Source organism: Halococcus sp. IIIV-5B, from assembly GCF_003602035.1.
Lineage (GTDB): Archaea > Halobacteriota > Halobacteria > Halobacteriales > Halococcaceae > Halococcus > Halococcus salsus.
Genome location: NZ_QZWE01000019.1, coordinates 28,589 through 51,456, shown reverse-complemented (window position 1 = coordinate 51,456; position 22,868 = coordinate 28,589). Strand labels below are relative to the sequence as shown.

Genomic DNA, 22,868 nt, shown 5'->3' with positions numbered 1-22,868 from the left:
GTAAAACAACACGTTCGACCGGGTACGACGGACCGTCAGGAACCGAGCTGTCCGGAGGGCTGACTTATCTCCCGCTTCGTGGTCCCGTAGCCGCCCGCCGTCGCACCGACCGTCGCCCCCGCGAGCAGCCAGAACCCGGTGTTGCCGACGACCCAGCTGTACGAGGACATCCACGATGAGTAGGCGCAGAAGGCGCATGTCGCGGCCAGCACCGCGGCCCACAGCAGGCGGTCGGCCCCGCCGTTCGCCACGGCGAGCCGGAGCGCGACCCAGAGCACCGCCACCACGGCGAGCACGTAGAGCCCGAACCCGACGTAGCCGGTCGCGGCGAGGTTCGCGAGGACGGTGTTGTGGACCCCGATGTCCGCCTCCCCGATGTAGCGCTCCGAGCGAATGTAGAAGTTCCCGCCACCGATCCCGAACCAGGGATACTGCCCGGCGAGCCGGATCGCCGCGGCGTACTCCTCCAGTCGGATGTCGAGCGAACTCGTGCGGAACACCTGCGCGCCACCGTCGGCCGACGTGACGATCCACTGGACGACGCGGGCGAGCGCGAGGAGTCCCACCACGAGAGCGCCGACGACCGGCAGCGCGGCGAGCGTCGAGTAGCGCCGCTTCGTCCGAACCGCGAGCGTTCCGAGGAGATAGAGCCCGAAACACGCGCCCAACAGCAGGAGCGTCGCCCAGCCCGCGTCGGTGTCGGCGACCCGTATCGAGAGCACCGCGCCCACGATCCCGACACCGACCGCGAGCAGCGCGGGCCACGACCGCCGGGCCGCGACCGCGACCGCCAACGGGATGACCATCAACAACAGCATCGTCAGCTCGCGGCCGTGGCCGACGAACCCGCCGGCGTAGAAACCGGTGGCGACCTCGTAGGGGCCAAACGCGAACGCCCCGAGATAGCGGTCGGGTGGCTCGCCGAGGAAGGGAAAGCCGAGCATTCCGCCGTTCACGACCTGGGCGAGCGAGACGACGAGGTTCCCGGCGACCGCGACCACGAACGGCGTCACCACACACCAGACGTCCGTCCGGCGCGCCACCAGCGCCGCGACGCCGAACACGACGAGATAGCGGAGCTGTTCGACCCCGTACATCAGCCCGGCCGTCTCGGAGCCGCCGTTCGCGACGGCCCCCGCGGCGACCGTCCAGCAGACGAAGCCGGCGAGACACGCGGCCGCGAGCCACCCGGCGTTCAACCCGACCGAGGCACCGTCCTCGACCGCGTCGGCAACCAGGAACACCGCGAGCGGTATCGCGACGAGGTCGACGGCGACGAGGTCGAGGGTGGCGATCCCCGGGCCCGTCACGAGCGTCGCACCGATGTCGAACACCGCCAGGACGACGACGGCGCTCGCGAACCCCTCGAACGCCCGGCCGGTCGCCACCACGGCCACGAGATAACACAGGCCCGCACCGACGACGACGGCGGCGGTCGGGAGGTCGAACGCCGCGGCGACTGCCGGGACGCCGATGGCGAGCAGCCCCGTCAGCAGCGCCGCGGTCCGGACGAAGGGGGTGGACGCGGAGGGGCGTGCGGAGAGGGCGTTGTCGACCCCGTCGAACCGATCCCTGGTGAGTTCGATCACGGCAGTACTTCGATACGGTACGGTACGTATGATAATACTTGTGCCGATTTCTTCCACGAAACGGCGTGCGGGAAGAGCGGCGACCGGATCGGTTTTATCCGGGCGCTGTGCGGCGTTCGTATGGACCTGTCGGTCGTGGTGGCGTTCATCGTCGGCGTGCTCCAGGGGATCTTCGAGTGGCTCCCGATATCGAGCGAGGGGAACATCACCATCTACCTCCGGGTGATCGAGAACCTCCCGGCGACGGTCGCCGTCCAGCTCTCGCTGTTCCTCCACGCCGGCACCGCGCTCTCGGCGATCCTCTACTACCGCGGCGTGATCGCCGACGTGCTCCGGGACGTCCCCGACTGGCGACCCACCGACCCTTTCGCCCACGACACCGCGGAGCTCTCCTTCTTCGCGGTCGCGACGGTCGTCTCGGGCGTCGTCGCGATCGGCTCCTACGTCGCGCTGAGCGAACTCGTCACCGGCCTCGGCGGCGGGGTGTTCATCGCGGTCATCGGCGTGTTGCTCGTCGCGACCGGGCTCTTCCAACGGCTCGCGCGCGACGAGGGCGGCACCCGAACCGACCCGGACCTCCTCGACGCCGTGCTCGTCGGGCTCTTCCAGGGGTTCGCGGTGCTGCCCGGCGTCTCGCGGTCGGGCGGGACCACCAGCGCGCTCCTCCTCCGTGGCCACGACGGTCCCTCGTCGTTCCGGCTCTCGTTCGTGCTCTCGATACCCGCGGCGCTCGGCGGCGCACTCCTCGGGGTCGTCGACGACGGGCTGCCCGCGTTGGCCCCTACGACTGCGCTCGTTGCGCTCGTTACCAGCGCGGTCGTCGGCTACCTCACCATCGGCGCGCTGATGCGGATCGTCGAGCGGGTCTCGTTCTGGCTGGTTTGTGTGGTGCTCGGGCTGCTCGCCATCCTCGGGAGCACCGTCTTCCTCGTCTGATTCGGGATAGCTTTCACCGGCCGCGTCGCCGATCGACCCATGCCCACCTACCGAGCGGTCCCCGACGACCGGATCGACGAGTTTCGTGGAATCCTCCAGTACGCCTTCCGTCCCGACGAGGCCCCCGAACACTACGACTCCGTCGAGGAGCTTCCGGGTCCGGCACGGCTTGGCGTCCGTCGCGGGATCTTCGACGGCGACGACCTGCTCTGTACCGCCGTCCACCACTGGTTCACGGCCACCGTCCGCGACGCCGACCACCCGCTCGCGGGGCTCTCGGGGGTCGCGACACCGCCCGAGAACCGCCATCGGGGATTGGTCGCGGACCTTCTCCGCGAGTCGCTGGTCGAGTACCGCGACGAGGGGTACTACCTCTCGGCGCTCTGGCCGTTCGCCTACGCCTTCTACCGACGGTACGGCTGGGCGCGGGCGGGGACCACCGCGACCGTCGAGTGCGACCCCGAGGTCCTGTCGTTCGCCGCCGACGCGGACGGCGGCCGGTTCCGCGAACTCGGGCCCGACGACTTCGAGCGGCTGAATCCCGTTCTCGACGCGGCGGGCGAGGGCGTCTCGCTCTGGATCCGCCGGACCGAGGAGTGGTGGCGCAACCGGGTCTTCGAAGGCTGGGAGCAGGACCCATACGTCTACGGCGTCGAGCGCGAGGGCGAGCTCCGGGGCTACGTCGTCTACGAGGTCGAGAACGACGACGGCCGGACGATGCGGGTCCGCGAGTGCAACGCGCTCGACCACGAGGCCTCCCTGGACCTCCTCCGATTCCTCTCCTATCACGACTCACAGGTCGAACGCGTCCGTATCCGGAGCCGACCAGACACCCTCCTGTTCGACCTCGTCGACGACCCGCGCGCCCTCGACTACGAACTCACGCCCGGCGGGATGGTCCGGATCGTGGACGTCGAGGCCGCCCTCGCCGCGCTCGACTATCCCGAGGTGGAGGGTCGTCTCGTGCTCTCCGTCGCCGACCCGGTCGCCGATTGGAACGACGACACGTTCGCGCTCGACGTGCGGGCCGGCGAGGCGACCTGCACGCGCGTGGACGAGCCGGCGGACGCGAACGTCTCCATCACGACCCTCTCACAGTTGTTCGTCGGTCATTTCTCGGTCGAGCGCGCGACGCTCGTCGGGGATCTCACGGTGGAATCCGAATCGACAGAGGCACTCCTCGACGAACTGTTCCCACCGCGTGAGGTGTGTCTCAGCGAAGGATTTTGAGGGGGAGCCGAAGCCGCGTTACGTGGGCCGCTGGCGGTAGATCAGGTTGCGCTGGACGGCGTTCGCGCCCTCGTAGATCACCGGGACGCGGCAGTCGCGGTAGACCCGCGCGATGCGGTTCTCGGTCAGCACGGAGCGGCCGCCGTGGAGCTGCATCCCGCGCTCGGCGCACTCGACGGCGGCCTCGGTGGAGGTCGCCTTCGCGAGCGCAGCCCAGTAGCCCGTCTGGTCCTGGTTCGCGACCTTGTCGGCGGCGCGCCAGTTGAGCGCCCGCGCCCGCTCGAACTCCATCAGCATCTCCGCGAGGTCGTGCTGGACCGCCTGAAACTCGCTGATGTCGCGCCCGAACGCCGACCGACCGTGGACGAACTCCCAGGCCTCCTCGATGGCCGCCGCCGCCATCCCGAGGCCGTGGCCGCCGACCACGACGCGGCCCTGGTTGAAGAACTCCGCGAGCATGTAGAAGCCCGCGCCCTCGACGCCGACGAGGTTTTCTTCGGGGATCCGGCAGTCGTCGAAGACGATGTGACCCTGCTTCGAGGCGCGGTAGGCCATCTTCTCGGGGATGTGTTCGGCCTCGTAGCCCGGCGCGTCCGTGGGCACGATGAACATCGAGTAGTTGCCATACCTATCGTCGCCGTCACCGCTCTTGGCGTAGACGGTGAGCCAGTCGGCCTCGACCGCGTTGCCGACCCAGTACTTCTCGCCGTTGAGAACCCACTCGTCGCCGTCCTTCTCGGCCGAGGTCGTCATTCCCGCCAGGTCCGAGCCGGTCTGGGGTTCCGAGACCGCGAGACCAGTGATCTGGTCGCAGGCCGCGACGGGTGCGATGTACTCCTCCTTCTGCTCCTCGTTGCCGTACTCCTCGACGATCTCGGCCCCGAAGCTCGCGAGCTGGAGGGTGAGCGCGATGCCCGCGTCGGCTCGATAGAACTCCTCGGCGATGGCGAGCATCTCGTGGAGCCCGTAGCCTTTTCCTCCATACTCCTCGCCGATGTCTTGGGCCACGAGGCCAGCCTCCTGGCCCGCTTCGAGGATCTCCCAGGGGTAGTCGCCGCTGGCGTAGTACTCTTCGGCGTTCGGCATGATGTGCTCCTCGGAGAACTCGTGGGCTTCTCGCTTGACCTCGCGGACGTCCTCCGGCACGATGGATTCGTCCAGTAACTCCATGGCACACGTTTCGGTCGCGGCCCCCAAATAGTTCGTGTAAACCGGGGGTCGTTTGTGAACCGTTTATTGTGTACTACTCCGGGGCGGCCTCCTCGGGGGCACGGCCCTCGACCAGGGACTCGTCCGAGAACTCCTCGCGGAGGTCCTTCTTCGAGAACTTGCCAGTTGCCGTTTTGGGAACCGACTCGATGTAGACCACCTCGTCGGGCACCCACCACTTGGGGTAGTCGGCGGCGATGCTGTCGAGGAGTTCCTCGGTGAGTCGGTCCTCGTCGGCACCGGCCGCGGGCACCACGAACGCCACGGGCCGCTCCTGCCACTTCTCGTGGGGAACCCCGGCGACCGCGGCCTCCGAGACCTCGTCGTGGGCCATCAGCGCGTTTTCGAGCTCGACACTCGATATCCACTCGCCGCCGGACTTGATGACGTCCTTCGCGCGGTCGACGATCTTGATGTAGCCGTCCGCGTCGACGCTCACGACGTCACCGGTCTTGAGCCATCCATGTTCGAAGTCCTCCTCGTTGGCCTCCGGGCGCTCGAAGTACTCGGTGGTGACCCACGGCCCGCGGACCAGGAGTTCGCCGAAGTCCTCACCGTTCCACGGCACCTCCTCACCCGCATCGTCGACGACTTTGAACTCCAGGCCGGGCATCATCAGCCCCTGGGTGGCGCGTTTCTCGTATCGGCGGTCGGCCTCCCACGACTCCATACCGGTCTTGAGCCGCGCCGCCGACCCGATGGGGCTCATCTCGGTCATGCCCCACGCGTGGAGCACCGTGACCCCGAGGTCGTCGAAGCGCTCGATCACCGACTTCGGCGCGGCGCTCCCGCCGATGACGATCTCCTCGAGCGAGGAGAGGTCGACCTCGTGGTCGTTCATGTATTCGAGCAACCCCAACCAGACCGTCGGAACGCCCGCGGTGAGGGTCACGCCCTCCGACTCGATGAGGTGGGCGAGGTCTTCGGGCGTGGGTGACGGGCCCGGATAGACGTGCTTCGCGCCGGCGGCGGTGGTCGAGAAGGGCATCCCCCAGGCGTTGACGTGGAACATCGGCACCACCGGCATCACCACGTCCGCGTCGTCGACCGCGAGCCCCTGCGGGCTGATGGTCGACATCGCGTGCGACCAGAGCATCTGCTGGGTGTACTCGACGCCCTTCGGCCGCCCCGTGGTCCCCGAGGTGTAACACATCCCGGCCCGGCGGTCCTCCGAGAGCGTCGGCCAGTCGTACTCGTCGCTCCCGCCCTCGATGAACGACTCGTAATCCACCACCGGGTCGAGGTCCGTCTCGGGGACGTCCTCGCCCATCACGACGAACCGCGTCACCGAGTCGAACGAGTCGGGGTCGAAGGCGGCGTCGAGCTTCTCGACCAGCGAGGGGTCGACGAACAGGAGTTCGTCACCCGCGTTCTCGACGATGTACTGGATGTGTTCGTCGGGTAGTAATGGATTGATGGTGTGGAGCTGGCGGCCCGAGTCCGGCACCGCGAAGTAGGCCTCGAAGTGCCGATGATGATTCCAGCAGAACGTTCCTACCCTGGCATCGTCGGCGATACCGGCGTCGTCGAGGGCGTGCGCCAGTCGCGCGACTCGTCTTCCATACTTCGCGTAGTCGTAGCGCTCGATACCGTCGTGGGTTCGCGAGACGATCTCGGTGTCGGGGTACAACCGCTCCGCGCGCCAGCGGAACGGCCGGATGGTCTGGTCGGTGCCTCCGGGCATACCCTCGTAGAGGCACTCCTTGCTAATGATTCTTCGCCACAGATAGCCGTGCGAAACGGGGTCGTCAATCCGAGTCGGTCGCGCGCTCGGCTTCGATCTCGCGCGCGGCGGCGAGGATCCGATCGTCGTCGATGTGTGCCAGCAGTCGGTCCTGGCCGCGTTCGATTCGATCCGCGACCGTCTCGTCGTCGATATAGGTGCCGAACCGCCGGTCGATCTCGCGCTCGCGGAGCTCGACGGCGCGCTCCGCGTCGAGGTCGTGGTCGTCGGGCGTTCGCTCCGCGAACAGCTCCCGCCACCGGTCGCGGTCCGCCCACTCCCCGGTCAGTTCGGCCTCGCGTCGCCGCCAGTCGTAGTGCGCCGCGAGGTCGTCCGGATAGCCGTGCTCGCGGCGGGCGTCCGCGAGCACGGTGCGGGCGACGTGTGCGCCACGACCGGCCGCGACGACGACCTGGACGTCGGCCTCGCCACCCGGAGAGACGACGTAGAGCCCGTCGATGGTCGTGCTGCCGTCGCGGTCGGCGTAGTCAGGGTCGAAGCGCTCGTAGGTCTCGCCGTCGTGGACGTACTCGTCGAAGGCCGCCTCCCCCACCACCGGCCGGAGATAGTCCGCGCCCTGCCGGGTCGCCGCGACGACCCGCTTCGCGTGGACGGGCTCGCCTTCCTGTGGTTCGACGACGAACCCGCCGTCGGTCGCGCGCTCGACCGACTGGATCATGTCCGGGACGAGGTCGGCCCCCGCCGTCTCGGCGTGGTCGTGGATGAGGTCGTAGAACGTCGCGACGTCGATACCCGCCGGAAAGCCGAGGTAGTTCTCGAGGTACGCACAGCGCTGGAGCGACGACTGCCCGCGGTCGAAGACGGTCGTGTCGAGCCCGTAGCGCGCGGTGAACACCGCCGCCGAACAGCCCGCCGGCCCGCCGCCCACCACGACGACGTCGGATTCGGTGGGCACCGTCTCGCTCACGTCGTTCCCCCGCCGGTGATGATCCTCGCGACGCGCTCGCGGTCGAAGAGCTGCTCGTTCGCGGGGATCTCCGGGTACGGGCCTTTCTCGTAGGTCGGCCACTCGCCGAACCGCTCGGGATAGAGCTGTTTCGCGCTCATCTCGAGCTGGAAGAGGTTGAGGATCGGGCCCTGATACCGCGCGCCCTGAGCGTAGACTCGGTCGTCTTTGACCGCCGTGACGTCCGCCGCAACCGGGTCGTCCGCGAGCCCGCTCCGGATGCCGGGCATGTCGGTGTCGGGGTGCATCCCGCCGAGCGCGAGGATCACCTCGGGGTCCGCCGCGAGCAGGGTCTCCGTATCGACCGTATCACCGGAGGAGACGTCGTCGCCGAACGTCTCGGCCGGCTTCAGCGGGCGGATGTGCGCGACCAGGAAGCCGGGGACGCTGACCTTGTAGGCGTAGATGCTTTCGAGGTCGCTGAGGCCGAGCAGCGCCACCGTCGGCCGCTCGCCCTTCGCCGGGAGCTCCGATTCGATAGTGTCGCGCAGGTCCGAGTGGATGGACGAGAGCGCCCGGTACCGTTCCTGCTCCTGGAACACCGCCGCGACCTTCTCGAACATGTCCCAGAGCGAGTAGTAGCGGTACTGGTTCTGGTAGGCCTCCGGCGGGGTCGCGTGGGTGTCGCTGTACTGGTTCCCGAACCACGGCGCGACGTTCTCTTCGATCTCGGCGAGGTCGCTCTCGTTCCAGCCCTCGACCGCGAAGACGCTCGCGGGGTCGGCGAGGTGCACGTCGCTGTCGAGCTCGTAGAGCTTCTCCTTGCTCGGTTCCCACGAGGAGTAGAGCCCCGACCAGTCGAGCGACACCCCCGGCAGGCGCGGGGTGAACTGGTTCCAGAGCGCGTCGTAGTAGTCGGGCGCGTGCATCGCGTTGACGTCGTTCCCTCGCCCGAGCGCGAACGCCATCCCCGCGAGGTGGGTCAACCGCGTGAAGATGGTCTTCGGGACCGCCTCGAACGTCACCTCGCCCATCGGGGCCATCGTCACCGAGTACGCGTTCGCCGCCCCGCTCGTCGTCCCGTCGGTTTCGTTCGTCCCGCCTCCCGTCTCGGTGCCGTCACCGGACGCGCCCGAGGCGGTGTCGGCTTGCGTCCCGGTCGAGCCCGACGATCCGTTCGCACCACCCGAACCGTTCGAGCCGCTTCCTCCACTACCGGTACAGCCGGCGAACAGCCCGCCGCCGATGAGCGCGCCGCCGTACTTCACGTAGTCGCGTCGCGTCGATACGCCGTCTCCCGTCTCGTCGCTCGCCATACGGTTTAGGCCAGCCTAAGATATAAAGCCGTTTTCCTTTTCGGCCGGCCGAAGTTTGGGCGGATTCCGAACCTACTTCCACTTGATCGAGCAGCCACGCGACGGCTGGAACTGCTGGTCGACGGGGACCCCCGTCAATACCGACTCGATCGCGCCGGCCATCTCGAAGCCGTGTTCGCCCGAGGGCTCCTCGTCGGGGCCGGTGGCGTCGTCGAGGCGGCCGTGGTAGGCGAGCTCGAAGCCGCCGTCGCGCTTCGCGAACAGGAACGGGTCGGGGGTGCAGACCGCGCCGTAGGCCCGCGCGACCTCCTGGGACTCGTCGCGGAGGTAGGCGTCGTAGCGGACCGTGCCGTCCTCGACGAGCTCCTGCATCCGCTCGAAGGAGTCGTCGGGGTACTCCTCGGCGTCGTTGGCGTTGATACCGACGACCGCGACCTCCTCGTAGCTCTCGGCCAGCCCGTTGAGCGCCTCGATCTTCGCCTGGGCGTAGGGACAGTGATTGCAGGTGAAGACCACGAGGAGCGCGTCGTGGTCGTGGTAATCGACGAGCGCGTGGCTCGCGCCGTCGGTCCCCGGGAGTTCGAAGCCGGGCGCGCTGTCGCCGCGTTCGAGGTCGCGTGCGGACTCTTCGAGCGTCATACGCCCTTCGAACCCCCGAAGACGCAAAGGTGTTTCCGCCCCGAGGAAGCTTTTTCTCAGTACGGCATCATTCGACCATATCGATGGACGAGATCTCGGTGTTGTGGGTTGACGACGAGCGCTCGGTCGCGGACCTCGGGGCGGCCCACCTCGACCGCCTCCTCGACGGCGTCGACGTGACGACCGAGACGTCGGCTTCGGCGGCGCTCGAACGCTTCGAGCGCGCGCCGGGAGCGGTCGACTGTATCGTGAGCGACTACACCATGCCGGGGATGGACGGGCTCGAATTCCTCGCGGCGGTTCGCGACTCCCATCCGGCAGTGCCGTTCATCCTCTTCACCGGCAAGGGCAGCGAGGAAGCCGCGAGCGAGGCGATCTCGGCCGGCGTCACCGACTACCTCCGGAAGAGCACCGGGAGCGAACAGTACGAACTCCTCGCCAACCGGATCGAACACGCCGTCGAGGCCGACCGCGCCACCGACCGTGCCGCCGACCTCGCCCGGATCAACGCCGTCGTGGCGGAGGTCCAGCGCGAACTCGTTCGCCAGTCGACCCGCGAGGGGATCGAGACACGGGTCTGTGACTGCCTCGCGGGCTCCGCGTCGTACAGCCAGGCGTGGATCGCCACGGCGACCGACGACGACGGGTTCGCGGTTCGCGAACGCGCCGGCGACGGAGCGGCGTTCGACGACCGCCCGACCGACGACGCGACGCTCGACGACGGTCCGATCGGTCGGGCGATGCGCACGGGCGAACCCCAAGTCTATCACGACGGCCAGGACGGGACGTTCGAGTCGTGGCGCGAGACGGTGGACTACCACGAGTTCGACTCGGTCATCACGTTGCCGCTGTCGTACGACGAGGCGTCCTACGGTGTGCTCGGGATATACGCCGACCGACGGGCGTTCGAGGCCGACGAACGCGACGCGCTCACGGAGCTGGCCGGCACCATCGCGCAGGCGATCCACGCCGCCGAGACGCGGGGCCAGCTCGAACGCCGCGAACGCGCGCTCGCCGAGTCCGAACGGAAGTACCGGGCGCTGCTCGACACCGGGCCGGACGCGGTCCTCGTCGTCGACGCGGCCACGGGGGAGGTCGTCGAGACCAACGCCGCCGCCACGGCGCTCCTCGGTCGCGACCGCGAGTCGCTCCTCGGCGCGGATTACACGGCGATCTACCCCGAGGACGAGGCGGAACGGTATCGGGAGCTCTTCGACGAGGAGTCGTTCGTGGACGGGAAACGGTCCGTGGGCGTTCCCGACGGGTCACCGCTGGTGGTCGAACGTGCCGACGGCGAGCACGTCCCGGTGGAGGTCGGTGCGAGCATCGTCGAACTCGACGACCGGCGGTTGATACAGGGGGTGTTCCGGGACATCTCCGAGCGGCGGGCGCGCGAACGCGAACTCCACGAGGAACGGGCGGTCATCGAGAGCCTGTTCGACGCCACGCCGGACCCGATCTACGCCTTCGACGCCGACGGCCGGATGCTCAGATGGAACGAGACCTTCGAGTCGGTCGTCGGCTACTCGACCGAGGAGATAGCGGGCATGAACTGCCTCGAGTTCATCCCGCCGGCCGACCACGCGCTGCTCCGGGAGAAGATCGAGGCGGTGGTCGAGCGTGGCGAGCGGGTCACCGTCGAGTCGGCGTTCGTGACGAAGGCCGGTGAGACCGTTCCTCACGAGTTCAGCGGCGCACAGATCGTGACCGAGGAGTTCCAGGGGGCCGTCGGCACCGGGCGCGACATCACCGACCGAAAGGCCCGCGAGCGCGAGTCCGAACGGTACCGGACGGCGACCGACGCGGTCGACGACGCGGTCTACGTGCTCGACAGCGAAGGCCGCTTCGAGTTCGTCAACCAGGGCTTCACCGACCTCACGGGCTACGAGGCCGCGGACGTCCTCGGCGAGAGCGTCGAGCAGATCAAGGACCCCGAGACCGCGGAGATGTTCGAGGAGCTCGTCCGCGAGATGTTGTCGACGGGTGCCGAGGAGACGACCGTCGAGTTCGAGATCCGGACCGCCGACGGCGACCGGGTGGCGTGCGAGGATCACCTCGCGCTCCGACTCGCCGACGGCGAGTTCCGTGGGGTCGCGGGTGCGATCCGCGACACCACCGAGCGCCGCGACCGCGCGAGGACCGTCGCCGCGCTCCACGAGGCGACCCGGGATTTCATGCGCGCCGAAGGCCGCCCCGACGTGGCGGACGCCACCGCGGCGGCCGTCGAGGACGTCCTCGGCTTCTCGCTGGCCGCGGTCCGGTTCTACGACCCGGAGACCGATACCCTCGACCCCGTCGCGCTGACGCCGAGCGGTGCCGAGCAACACGGCGACCGACCGAGCTACGACCGCGACGAGGGGTTCCCGTGGCGTGCGTTCGAGGCCGAACAGCCCATCGTTGCCTCGGGGAGCGCCGTGATCGACACCCGCGTCGACGTCGAGAGCGCGCTCTACGTCCCGATCGGCGACCACGGGACCCTCAGCATCGTCTCGACGGAGGGGGACTTCGGGGACGCCGACATCGAACTCGCCCGGATGCTCACCGCGAACGCCGCGACCGCGCTCGACCGGCTCGCGCGCGAGGAGCAGCTCCGGCGCTACCGTCGGATGCTCGACACCGCCGGCGACAGCATCTACGCGCTCGACACCGAGGGCCGGTTCATGGCAGCCAACGACCGCCTCCTCGACGTCGTGGGCTACACCCGCGAGGCGCTGATCGGCGAGCACATCTCGGCGATCCTCGATGGGGAGGCGATCGAGGCGGGCACCGACGTCGTCCGTCGACTCCTCAGCCACGACGCCGAGCGCGACACCGCCTCGTTCGAGTTCGAGGTTCAACTGGCCGACGGCAGCCTCCGGCCCTGCGAAGCCCAGGTCACGCTGCTCCGGACCGACGGCGAGTACGAGGGCAGCGTCGGCGTCATCCGCGACATCTCGGAGAAGAAGGAGAACGAGCGGTACCGGCGGAAGCTCTACGAGACGACGTCGAGCAGCGGGCTCGACTTCGACGAGCGGATCGACCGGCTGCTCGAACTCGGCTGTGCGTATCTCGACGCCGAGGTCGGGTTCATGACCCACATCGAGGACGGGACGCTCCGGATCGAGGCGGCGCGCGGCTCGCACGAGGCCATCGAGGCGGGGGCGGAGTGTCCGCTGTCGTCGGTCTACTGCCGACGGACGGTCGAGACCGACGGTCCGTTCGCGGTCAACGACGCGGTCGCGGCGGGGTGGAAGGGCGACCCCGCGCGCGAGTCGTTCGACCTCGATAGTTACATCGGCGGGAAGCTCACCGTCGACGACGAGGTCTACGGGACGTTCTGCTTCGCGGACCCGAACCCGCGCGACCCGTTCTCGAGCGCCGAGCAGGGCTTCGTCGACCTCGTCGCCCGCGGGGCGAGCCGCGAGCTCGAACGCCGAAAACACGAACACGACCTCGAAGCCCTCCACGACGCGACCCGACGGATGATGACGGCGGTCGACCGGGACGCGGTGGCCGAGACGGCCGTCGCGACGGTCGAGGACGTGCTCGATATCCCGATGAACGGGGTCTGGCGCTACGAGGACGACGAGGAGGTGCTCCGGCCGATGATGATGTCGGACAGATGCCACGATCTGTTCGATACCCAGCCGACCTTCGAGGGGACCGATAGTCTCGCGTGGGAGGCGTACGAGACGGGGGAACCGCGCTATTACGACCACGTCGACGACGAACCGGGCGTCTACAACACCGAGACGACCATGCGGAGCGAGATGATGCTTCCCTTCGATGAGTACGGCGTACTGATCGTCGGGTCGGTCGAGCCGGGGGCCTTCTCCGACCGGGAGTTCTCGCTCGCGAAGCTGCTGGTGACCAACGCCGGGGCCGCGATGGAGCGTGCCGAGCGCGAACACCTCCTCCGCGAGCGACAGCACGAGCTCGTGACCGAACGCGACCGGCTGACCGCGCTGTTCGAGAACGTCACCGACGCCGCGGTGAGCTACGAACTGGTCGACGGCGAACCGATCGCCAGACGGGTCAACGCCCGATTCGAGCGGATCTTCGGCTACCCCAGCGAGGAGGTCATCGACGAGAACATCGACGACTACATCGTCCCGGCCGAGCACGAAGCCGAGGCGGACACGTTCAACGAGGCGCTCATCGAGGGCGAGAGCCTCCAGACGACCGTCCGTCGACGGACCGCGGACGGGGTTCGGGACTTCCTGCTCCACATCGTCCCGCTCGAACCCGACACGCGCAACCTCGCTGGCTACTCGCTCTACACCGACATCACCGAGCAGAAGCGCCACGAGCGCGAGCTCGAACGTCAGAACGAACTCCTCGACGAGTTCGCGAGCGTGATCAGCCACGACCTCCGGAGCCCGATGAGCGTCGCGCGCGGCCGGGTCGAACTCGCCGAGGCCGAGGCCTCCTCCGACCACCACGAGGACGCGCTGTGGGCGCTCGACCGGATGGACACCCTGATCGAGGACGTCCTCACCCTCGCTCGTCAGGGGAAGGTCATCGGCGAGACCGAACCCGTCGCGTTCGAGGACGTCGCCGAGCGTGCGTGGCGGACGGCGGGCACCGAGACGGCGAGCCTCACCGTCGAGGCGCTCGACACCGTCGAGGCCGACCCCGACCGCCTCACGCGGCTGTTCGAGAACCTCTTTCGAAACGCGCTCGACCACGCCGGCGAGGAGGCGTCGGTGGTCGTCGGGGCGCTCGAGAACGGCTTCTACGTCGCCGACGACGGACCGGGGATCCCCGAGGGCGAACACGAGAAGATATTCGAGCACGGCTACTCGACGACCGAATCGGGGACCGGGCTGGGCCTGATGATCGTCCGGAACATCGCCGAGGCCCACGGTTGGGACGTCCGTGCGGTCGACGGGACCGACGGTGCTCGCTTCGAGGTCACGACGTAGTCGGACGACGTCACGTACGAGACCGAGAGGCGATATTTTTTGTAGTTCCCGATGTAGAGATATGTATTGTGGCGATGCAGCGATCCGCGGCGGCGGATGCCGACCCGATCCGGGTGTTGTTCGTGGACGACGAGCCGGCGATCGTCTCGCTCGCCGCGACGGTGCTCGGGGGGATCGACGGGTTCGTCGTCGAGACCGAAACCAGCGCCGCGGCGGCGCTCGACCACCTCGACGACGCCTCGGTCGACTGTATCGTCAGCGATTACCGGATGCCGGGAACCGACGGACTAGAACTCCTCGCGACGGTTCGCGACTCCCACCCGAAGCTCCCGTTCATCCTCTCGACCGGCAAGGGGAGCGAGGAGGCCGCGAGCGAGGCGATCTCGATGGGCGTCACCGACTACCTCCGGAAGGGTGGCGGGGTGGACCAGTACGAACTCCTCGCCAACCGGGTCGAGAACGCGGTGGGCCAGCGTCGCGCCGAGAAGGCGCTGGCCGAACGCGAGCGCCGGCTCGAACGCCAGCGTGACGAACTCGCCCGGCTCGACCGGATCAACGTCGTGATCCAGGGGATCATCCGCGGGCTGGTCGGGGCCGCGACCCGCGAGGAGATCGAACGCACGGTCTGTGAGCGGATCGCGGCCTCCGACCTCTACGGGGTCGCGTGGATCGCCGAACGCGACGAGACGGGCGGCCTCGCTGTCGAGACCGGTGCGGGGGTCGAGGACATCGCGGCGGTCGCCACCGACGGCGGGCTGGCGGACCCGGGCGTTCGCGCGCTCGAAACCGGGACGGTCCAAGTCGTCGAGGAGCCGTCCCCCTCGATGGCAGACGCACACGGCAGCTCCGGACCGATGGCGATGGTCCCCCTCTCCTATCGGGAGGTCGTCTACGGCGTGCTCGGGCTCTCGGCGACCCACCCGGACGCCTTCGCCGAGCGCGAGCGCGCGGGGCTCACGGTGCTCGGCGAGGTCGCGGGCTTCGCGATCAGCGCCGCCCAGAACATGAAGCTCCTGCTCTCCGATACGGCGGTCGCGGTCACCCTCCGCCTGACGGACGACACCGCGTTCCCCGTCGCGGTCACCGACCGGTTCGACTGCCGCTACAGCCTCGACGGCATGGTTCCGGCGGCCGACGACACCGTCCTCCAGTACGTCACGATCGAGGGAACGCCGCCGGAATCCGTGCTCGACCTCGCCGAGACGTTCCCCGGGATCGCGGAGGCACGTCTCGTCTCCGGTGGCGAGGAGGACGGGCTGTTCGAGTTCGCCACCACCGAGGGGCCGGCCGATATCGCGATCGACATGGGCGGGACGGTCCGACGGCTCACGGCCGAGGACGGCGAGGCGCGGTTGGTCTGTGAGGTCGCCGCCGACACGGACGTCCGACGGGTGGTCGACGCCTTCGAGGCGGCCTACCCCGGAACGGCGTTCCTCTCGAAACGCGCGGTCGAACTCCCCGTCGGGACCGAGGCGGGCTTCCGGCAGGCGGTCGACGACCGACTCACCGAGAAACAGCGCGCGGCCGTGCGGGCGGCGTTCTTCGCGGGCTACTACGACTGGCCGCGCGGCTCGACCGCCGAGGAGCTCGCGGCCTCGATGGGGATCTCCTCGCCGACGCTTCACAGCCACCTCCGGAAGGCCCAACGAAAGCTCCTGACCGCGTTCCTCGACGAGGAGGGGTAGCTCGGACGACGTCCGAACCGGCCCGCCGCGAAAACCGGTCGGGAGCAACCTTTTTGCGACAGTGGCCGTACCTCGCGGTATGAACACCCGCGCGGAACTGGTGTCGTTGCTCCGCGAGAACGCCCGATACACGACCGCCGACCTCGCCCGGATGACGGGGGCCGAGGAGCACGAGGTCGAATCGACCATCGAGGCGCTCGAAGCCGACGGGGTCATCCGCGGGTACGGCGCGGTGGTCGACTGGCGGAACACCGACGACGAACCCGTCCGCGCGCTGGTCGAGTGTAACGTCACCCTCGACCGCGAGACGGGCTACGACGACATCGCGAAGCGGCTCGTGGGCTTTCCCGAGGTCGAATCCCTCCGGCTCGTGAGCGGCGAGTACGACTTCTCGATGACCGTCGAGGCCGACTCGATGGGTGAGGTCTCGAGATTCGTCTCGGAGAAGGTCGCGCCAGTCCCCGAAATAACCCAGACCGTGACCCACTACCTGATGGAGTCCTACAAGGAACACGGCATCGAGTTCGACGGCGACCGGGACGACGACCGGCTGTCGGTTTCGCCATGAACACCGAAACGGCGAAGCCGTTTCGAGCTCACCCTCGCCACCGGGGGTGGCTCGCGTGAAGATATCCGAACGAGTCGAGCAGGTCCCGCCCTCGGGCATCCGGCGCTTCTTCGAACTCGCCGAGGAGATGGACGACGTGATCTCGCTCGGGGTGGGCGAACCCGACTTCACCGCACCGTGGAGTGCCCGCGAGGCCGCCATCGACTCGCTCGAACGGGGGAAGACCTCCTACACCGCGAACCGGGGGATGGCGGAGCTCAGGGAGGCCATCGCGGGTCGGGTGGCGAGCCAGTACGACCTCGACTACGACCCCGACGAGGAGATCCTGGTGACGGCGGGGGCTTCGGAGGCCATCGACGCGGCGTTCCGCGCGTTCTGCGACCCGGGGGACACGGTCGCGGTGGCCCAGCCGTCGTACGTGTCGTACGTGCCGGGCGTGATCTTCGCGGGCGGGGAGCCCCTGCCGGTACCGACCCGCGAGGCCGACGAGTTCCGGCTCACGGCCGAGGTGCTCCGGGAGGTTGGGGCCGAAGAAGCCGAGGCGCTGGTCTACTGCTATCCCAACAATCCCACCGGCGCGACGATGCGCGAGGAGCACCTCGAACCCGTGGCCGCGTTCGCCCGCGAGCACGATCTCACTGTGCTTGCCGACGAGATCTACGCCGACCTGACCTACGACGGCGACCACACCTCGATCGCCACCCTGCCGGGGATGCGCGAGCGAACGGTGGTGTTCAACGGCTTCTCGAAAGCCTACGCGATGACCGGGCTCCGGCTCGGCTACGCGCTCGCGCCGCCCGAAGCGATCCGGGCGATGAACCGGATCCACCAGTACGGGATGCTCTCGGCACCGACGACCGCACAGCACGCCGCGCTCGACGCGCTCGAACACTGCGACGACGACGTCCAGGAGATGCGCGCCCAGTACGACCGCCGGCGGCGGTTCGTGCTCTCGCGATTCGCGGAGATGGGCATCGACTGCTTCGAGGCCACCGGCGCGTTCTACGTCTTCCCCGAGAGCCCGTGGGAGGACGCCGAAGCGTTCGCCGAGGCGGTCCTCGAAGAGTGCGGCGTGGCGATGGTTCCCGGCGACGTCTTCGGTGCGGGCGGCGAGGGCCACCTTCGGGTTTCGTACGCGACGGGACTGAACGAGTTGCGCGAGGCGATGGACCGGATCGAAGCGTTTCTGGAGTGAGTGTGGTGCGCCCTTCGACTGGATATATCTGATAGGGCAGAGCTATCACCCAATGCTACGTTTTGATTGACAAATGGAATAACGACTCATCGGCAGACTGAGTATACCGAACCCCATGTATGGAACAGTAGTCAGAGTGGCCGGTGGTTTAGCGATTCTGGGAGGGCTGGGGTTAGCAGCCCTTCCAGTCACTTGGACAGCCAGTTTTTCAGAGCCGGCCGGATTCTGGTTCTGGCTTTTAACGCTATTCGCGAGTGTGTTTCTGTCTGGATGGATCATCGGTCATGGTGCGGGCTTAGTTTTCGGGCGGAGAAGGTACACAACCTACGGAATTTACTTCAGTGTAGCAGGCGGGCTCGGTGCCGGCTTGTGGTTTGCGGGAGGACACTTCGTATAGCATAGGTCTATATATCAACGATAATGCGAGATAGCACTGACGAACAGCTAAAACTCAAAGTTGCTGCATCCTACCTGCTCTTGAAGAACCGTTCGCGGATATTTCCCTAACCTGTTTGGATATCCTTGGCTTGACTCAGGATTAACGTGATAGTAGAATCCATAACATCCCGAATCAGAAGTATTCACGTCTTTCCACGTGGTGTTCTGGTCCAGTCTCATGTAGACAGTATAGTGACCCGTCGTGTTTCCCCACGACCTATTTACGTCTTTACTGACGTATCTCCCTTTTTCAGTTGCGTTCAGTCGGTGTGAGGTCCAACTAATGATGCTTCCGTCCTTTTCCACAATAGTATGGATTGTGTGTGGACTGTCATCACTGTTTTCTACTCTTACTTCCACCAGCTTCGACTGTTCATCTTCAAAGAGAGGAACTGAGCACCCACCAAGGCAAAGCAACGTCACGAGAATCACTGACGATAGTACTCGGTTGCGCATTACCAAAATTTCTGGTAAGTAATGTGTCAATTATTCCGGTGTGTCTGGAGCTGCCAACCAAAACGCCTCTGCTAGCTAACGACGGGTCCCGAACAGTCCTCGAAGCATCACGGCTTTACCGCCCGATCCCATGCAACCCACATGGTCGACGGAACGCGTATCGCGGACGTTTCGGACGTTCCCGAGGGCGGGTCGTACCTCTTCACCGCCGAGGACGCCTTCACGAACGAACAGGAGGTCATCCTGGTCCACTGTGACGAGGAGCCCGGCATCGAGGCGTGGATCAACACCTGTACCCACGAGACCCAGCGGTTCGACCGGGGTTCGGGTGCGCCGATCCGCGACGGGCAGATCATCTGCCCGAAACACGGCTCGCTGTTCGACACCTGCTCGGGGGAGTGCGACAACGGCGAAGCGGCGGGGACGACGCTGCCCGGTGTCGAGGTCGCCGTCACCGACGGCGAGGTGGTGCTGACCGACGACAACTACGACTACCTCCGGGACGGCGGCACCGGCGACGACGGGCCGTCTTCGAGTTCACACCTCTCGTTTTAGGTGTCGTCCCGTGGGTTGACGACCTCGTAGAAGCCGACCACCAGCGAGGGGACCACGACCATGAAGAGGTGCTCCTCGATGGGGATCCCCAGAAATTCCTTGCCGGTGCGGAGGTTGATCTGGAAGACTCCCACGTCGAGGGTGTAGCGGTCCCAGACGTACGCCAGCGGGTAGAGCGCGACGACGGTCTTGGCGGCACGACCGAGCGCGCCGGTCGCCGAGAGGAGGCAGTAGGCGAACGCGCCGAAGACGACCTCCGTCACGAGATACGTGTACCGACCGAACACGTCGATGTCGGGCACCATTCGGAGGCCTACTCGCGGTGTGGACAAGGCTCTGGCGGTCACACGGGGCACAGTCTTGATTAGCCCCGGCGTCCAACCCTACGGGGTGAGCACGATGGATATCGCCGATATCGCAACCACGGACTACACCGCGGTGAGCGCCGACGAACGCCTCGGAAAGGTGCGGACGGCCTTCGACGAGGAGAGCCCGCGGGGACTGATCGTCACCGACGACGGTTCGTACGCCGGCGTGATAACCCAGCGCTCGTTGATGCAGTCCCACGTCGAGGACTCGACGAAGGTCAGCGCGGTGATGAACTCGGCACCACGGATCGAGCGCACCGCCGACGTTCGCGAGGTCGCCCGGATGCTGGTCGAGGGCAACACCAAGGTCGCGCCGGTCGTCGAGGGCGAGGAGCTCTGGGGGATCGTCACCGCCGACGGGATCCTCGACGCCGTCCTCGAGAACCTCGACGCACTCACCGTCTCCCAGATCAAGACCGACGACGTGGTCACGATCGCCGAGGACGCCCGCGTCGGCCAGGCGATCAACCGCCTCCGCGAACACGGCATCTCACGTCTGCCGGTCGTCAACGACGCGGGCTACCTCACGGGCGTGCTCACCACCCACGACCTCGTGGAGTTCGTCGTCCGGAACATGAACCAGCCGACCGAGGGTGAGCGCTCGGGCGACTCACAGCGGATGCTCGACATCCCGGTCTACGACCTGATGAATTCACCTGTGGAGACCGTCTCCGGTGCGGACACGGTTCGCGAGGCGGTCGCGAAGATGCTCGACAACGACTACAACGGCGTCATCGTCACGCCCGGCGACGACGACGACCGCCACGTCGCGGGCGTCCTCACCAAGACCGACGTACTCCGGGCGCTCACCTTCACCGAGGAGGACCACATCGACGTCCAGATCACCAACATCTCGCTGCTCGACACCATCACCCGCGACGGCGTTCGCGAGTCGGTGACGCAGGTCGCCGACAAGTTCGGTGAGATGCAGGTCCAACACGCCCACGTCCGCTTCCACGAACACAAGGAGAAACTCCGCGGGATGCCGCTGGTCCGGTGTGGCATCCGGCTCAGAACCGACAAGGGCCAGGTCGCGGGCACGGGCGAGGGCTACGGCGCGGAGAGCGCCTTCCGGGTGGCGCTCGACAAGCTCGAACGCAACGTGCTCGAACGCAAGGGTATCCGGGCGGACGAACAGCGCCGGGGCCAGATCCTCAGAAAGCTCAACGAGATCTGAGCCGCGGTTCGGTTTTCGAACGTTACGTGTGGTGGGTCACGGCGCGACCGCGCCGATGTAGATCACGGCGACGAGGAAGAGCCAGACGACGTCCACGAAGTGCCAGTACATCGAGACCGTGCTCACCGAGGTGTGGCGCTCGGCGGAGTACTGGCCCATGAGCGCACGCGCGAGCACGATGAGGATGAGGACCGCCCCCATCGAGACGTGGAGCCCGTGGAGGCCCGTGAGTCCGAAGAAGGCGCTGGCGAAGATGCCGGAGGTCAGCGTGAAGCCCTCGTGGATGATGAAGAGGTTGTACTCGTAGATCTGGCCGCCGATGAAGACCAGCCCGAGCAGGAGGGTGACCCCGAGCAGCGCGGTGAACCGCCGGTGGTTGTCCTTTCTGAGTTCGATCTCGGCGAAGTGGAAGGTGAAACTGCTGACGACAAGCAGGACGGTGTTGGCGGCGACGAGCGGGCTCAGGAGTTCGGCGGGGATCTCAGCACCCGACCAGCTCCCGGTCCGGATGAAGAAGTAGTAGACGAAGCCCGCGCCGAAGGTGAAGATCTCGGTACAGAGGAACAACAACATCCCGAATCGGAGCATGTTCCCCGAGTGCTCGTCAGGCGTGCGCTCCCAGTAGTCGGCGACGAAGGCGTGGTAGAGCCAGCCGAAGATACCGGCCAGCGTGACGACGACCGAGACCCCGAACACGGCGGGGCCCGCGATCGCGGGCACGATGGAGGCCCCGTTGTGGCCCATGAAGAACAGGGCCGCGCCGATGTAGATCCCCGCCGCGCCGACCGACGCGATGTAGGGCCACCAGCTGGCTTCGCCGAACCCGCGCGGGAAGTCCGTCACCGCCGGGAGGTGATGTCCGCCGCCGTCGTCGCTCGTATCGTCCGCTGTTCCCATGGCGGCGGTTGCACACCGACCAGTAAAAGTCCTCCTACACCGTTCGGGGTCGCCGCTTCCGCGACGACCGCCCCCGACCGACGGCGACGACCGCTTCCGATGGGTTTGTTACGCTCGCGACCCTCCTCCCGATATGGACGAGCAGCCTGGTCTCAGCGACCAGTACCGGATGTCGAGCCCGTGGCCGATCATCGTGGTGCTCGGGCTGGTGTTCTCGGAGCTGGGGCTGTTGTTCAACGTCTTCCCGGTCGCGGTGGGCGGCCTCCTCCTGTTCGTCGGGAGCGTCGCGGGGATCCTCCTCGAATCCGGCTACGCAAAACGGCCGTGGAACGTTCTGCTCGGGTTCGGGGTCGTGCTCGTGGTGCTCGGCGGCGCGCTCACCGCGACCCAGCTCGATGCGGTCTCGGTCGACGCGCTCGTCGCGGTCCTGACCCAGCCCAACGGGATCGTCGGCCGCGGCGCGGAGATGCTGATCGCCGGGGTCGTGGTCGCGGTCGCGGGGGCGAGCGGCCGGTTCGTGGAAGCCGGCTCGGCCTGACGACCTCCCCCTCGACTGCCGACGAACCGACAGCCTATTGATTCGCGCGCCGCGAGGGTGGGGCAATGGCAGAGCGCACCTTCGACCGTGAAACCCTCCTCGACCTCACGGTCAACATCATTCCGCTCGGGATCATCCTGTTCTTCGTGGTGGTGTTTCTCGCGGTCCAGCCGTGGGGGCCGAACCTCTACATGGAGACCGTCAGCATGGGGCTGTTGGTGATCCCGTTCGTCGCGTTGGCGGCGCTCACCTACTTCTCGGGTCGCATCATCTCGCGTGACGAGGGCACGACGGGCGAGGCCGACAGCGAGGTCGACCTCTCGTCGACCGACGCCACGCTCTCCGAACAGGAACCCGAAGAGGAGGCGGGCGAGGACTACGAGATGGTCGAGGACACCCTCGACGCCGAGCCCGACGAGGACGACACGAACTGAGTCACTCCGCGGCCGCGGTTTTCGACGGTTCGACAGCACCGCGGCCGAACACGGACCCGGGGGAAGGGTGTGGCCGAGATCTAAGGGTTCTTTACCCCGTGGTT

At 67.3% G+C, this 22,868-nt stretch carries 18 protein-coding genes; 10 read left to right on the top strand and 8 right to left on the bottom strand.

Annotated features, from left to right (window positions below; translation table 11 throughout):
- Window positions 1–35 precede the first annotated feature (35 nt).
- On the bottom strand, window positions 36–1,589 hold the full coding sequence (locus tag D3261_RS13175) for an O-antigen ligase (RefSeq protein WP_120073098.1): 1,554 nt from the start codon (window positions 1,587–1,589) through the stop codon (window positions 36–38).
- 120 nt (window positions 1,590–1,709) lie between these two features.
- Here D3261_RS13175 and D3261_RS13170 point away from each other — a divergent pair, with 120 nt between their 5' ends.
- Both D3261_RS13170 and eis read left to right on the top strand, forming a co-directional pair.
- Window positions 1,710–2,525 carry an undecaprenyl-diphosphate phosphatase gene (locus D3261_RS13170; protein ID WP_120073096.1) on the top strand — a complete coding sequence of 272 codons (816 nt, stop codon included), beginning with the start codon at window positions 1,710–1,712 and terminating at the stop codon, window positions 2,523–2,525.
- 39 nt (window positions 2,526–2,564) lie between these two features.
- Window positions 2,565–3,755, top strand: a complete 1,191-nt coding sequence (gene eis, locus D3261_RS13165; protein WP_120073094.1) for an enhanced intracellular survival protein Eis — start codon at window positions 2,565–2,567, stop codon at window positions 3,753–3,755.
- 18 nt (window positions 3,756–3,773) lie between these two features.
- On the opposite strand, the gene D3261_RS13160 is transcribed toward eis, so the two are convergent.
- The 5 genes from D3261_RS13160 to D3261_RS13140 all read right to left on the bottom strand — a co-directional run bounded on the left by D3261_RS13160 (window position 3,774) and on the right by D3261_RS13140 (window position 9,549).
- On the bottom strand, window positions 3,774–4,925 hold the full coding sequence (locus D3261_RS13160) for an acyl-CoA dehydrogenase family protein (RefSeq protein WP_120073092.1): 1,152 nt from the start codon (window positions 4,923–4,925) through the stop codon (window positions 3,774–3,776).
- 73 nt (window positions 4,926–4,998) lie between these two features.
- Window positions 4,999–6,648 carry a long-chain fatty acid--CoA ligase gene (locus D3261_RS13155; RefSeq protein WP_120073090.1) on the bottom strand — a complete coding sequence of 550 codons (1,650 nt, stop codon included), beginning with the start codon at window positions 6,646–6,648 and terminating at the stop codon, window positions 4,999–5,001.
- A gap of 64 nt (window positions 6,649–6,712) precedes the next feature.
- Entirely contained in the window at window positions 6,713–7,615 is a 903-nt protein-coding gene (locus D3261_RS13150) for an FAD-dependent oxidoreductase (protein WP_120073088.1), read from the bottom strand.
- Window positions 7,612–8,910 (bottom strand): ABC transporter substrate-binding protein, encoded by a 1,299-nt coding sequence (locus D3261_RS13145; RefSeq protein ID WP_120073086.1) that lies wholly within the window; start codon window positions 8,908–8,910, stop codon window positions 7,612–7,614. The genes D3261_RS13150 and D3261_RS13145 overlap by 4 nt, the downstream gene beginning before the upstream one ends.
- A 72-nt stretch (window positions 8,911–8,982) precedes the next feature.
- Window positions 8,983–9,549: a thioredoxin family protein gene (locus D3261_RS13140; protein WP_120073084.1), complete on the bottom strand. Its 567-nt coding sequence runs from the start codon at window positions 9,547–9,549 to the stop codon at window positions 8,983–8,985.
- Between the two features lie 83 nt (window positions 9,550–9,632).
- Between D3261_RS13140 and D3261_RS13135 the strand changes: the two genes are divergently transcribed.
- The 5 genes from D3261_RS13135 (at window position 9,633) to D3261_RS13115 (ending at window position 19,350) form a co-directional block, all read left to right on the top strand.
- On the top strand, window positions 9,633–14,453 hold the full coding sequence (locus D3261_RS13135) for a PAS domain S-box protein (protein ID WP_120073082.1): 4,821 nt from the start codon (window positions 9,633–9,635) through the stop codon (window positions 14,451–14,453).
- Window positions 14,454–14,527: 74 nt separating this feature from the next.
- Window positions 14,528–16,138, top strand: a complete 1,611-nt coding sequence (locus tag D3261_RS13130; protein WP_120073081.1) for a bacterio-opsin activator domain-containing protein — start codon at window positions 14,528–14,530, stop codon at window positions 16,136–16,138.
- A 79-nt stretch (window positions 16,139–16,217) separates the two neighbouring features.
- Complete coding sequence (locus D3261_RS13125) at window positions 16,218–16,706, top strand: Lrp/AsnC family transcriptional regulator (protein ID WP_120073079.1); 489 nt, start codon at window positions 16,218–16,220, stop codon at window positions 16,704–16,706.
- Between the two features lie 55 nt (window positions 16,707–16,761).
- The gene (locus D3261_RS13120; RefSeq protein ID WP_120073146.1) at window positions 16,762–17,901 is read left to right on the top strand and encodes a pyridoxal phosphate-dependent aminotransferase; all 1,140 of its coding nucleotides are present in this window, start codon (window positions 16,762–16,764) and stop codon (window positions 17,899–17,901) included.
- A gap of 1,035 nt (window positions 17,902–18,936) precedes the next feature.
- Window positions 18,937–19,350: a Rieske (2Fe-2S) protein gene (locus D3261_RS13115; RefSeq protein ID WP_120073077.1), complete on the top strand. Its 414-nt coding sequence runs from the start codon at window positions 18,937–18,939 to the stop codon at window positions 19,348–19,350.
- On the opposite strand, the gene D3261_RS13110 is transcribed toward D3261_RS13115, so the two are convergent.
- Window positions 19,347–19,655: a lycopene cyclase domain-containing protein gene (locus D3261_RS13110; protein WP_120073076.1), complete on the bottom strand. Its 309-nt coding sequence runs from the start codon at window positions 19,653–19,655 to the stop codon at window positions 19,347–19,349. The genes D3261_RS13115 and D3261_RS13110 overlap by 4 nt on opposite strands.
- A gap of 94 nt (window positions 19,656–19,749) precedes the next feature.
- Between D3261_RS13110 and D3261_RS13105 the strand changes: the two genes are divergently transcribed.
- Complete coding sequence (locus tag D3261_RS13105; RefSeq protein WP_120073074.1) at window positions 19,750–20,895, top strand: CBS domain-containing protein; 1,146 nt, start codon at window positions 19,750–19,752, stop codon at window positions 20,893–20,895.
- A gap of 36 nt (window positions 20,896–20,931) precedes the next feature.
- Here the strand turns inward: D3261_RS13105 and D3261_RS13100 are convergent, their stop codons facing one another.
- Window positions 20,932–21,792 (bottom strand): heme-copper oxidase subunit III, encoded by an 861-nt coding sequence (locus tag D3261_RS13100; RefSeq protein WP_120073072.1) that lies wholly within the window; start codon window positions 21,790–21,792, stop codon window positions 20,932–20,934.
- Between the two features lie 133 nt (window positions 21,793–21,925).
- On the opposite strand from D3261_RS13100, the gene D3261_RS13095 reads away from it, so the two are divergent.
- Complete coding sequence (locus tag D3261_RS13095) at window positions 21,926–22,330, top strand: cox cluster protein (protein WP_120073070.1); 405 nt, start codon at window positions 21,926–21,928, stop codon at window positions 22,328–22,330.
- Between the two features lie 65 nt (window positions 22,331–22,395).
- Entirely contained in the window at window positions 22,396–22,764 is a 369-nt protein-coding gene (locus D3261_RS13090) for a DUF6684 family protein (RefSeq protein ID WP_120073069.1), read from the top strand.
- The last annotated feature ends 104 nt before the right edge of the window (window positions 22,765–22,868 follow it).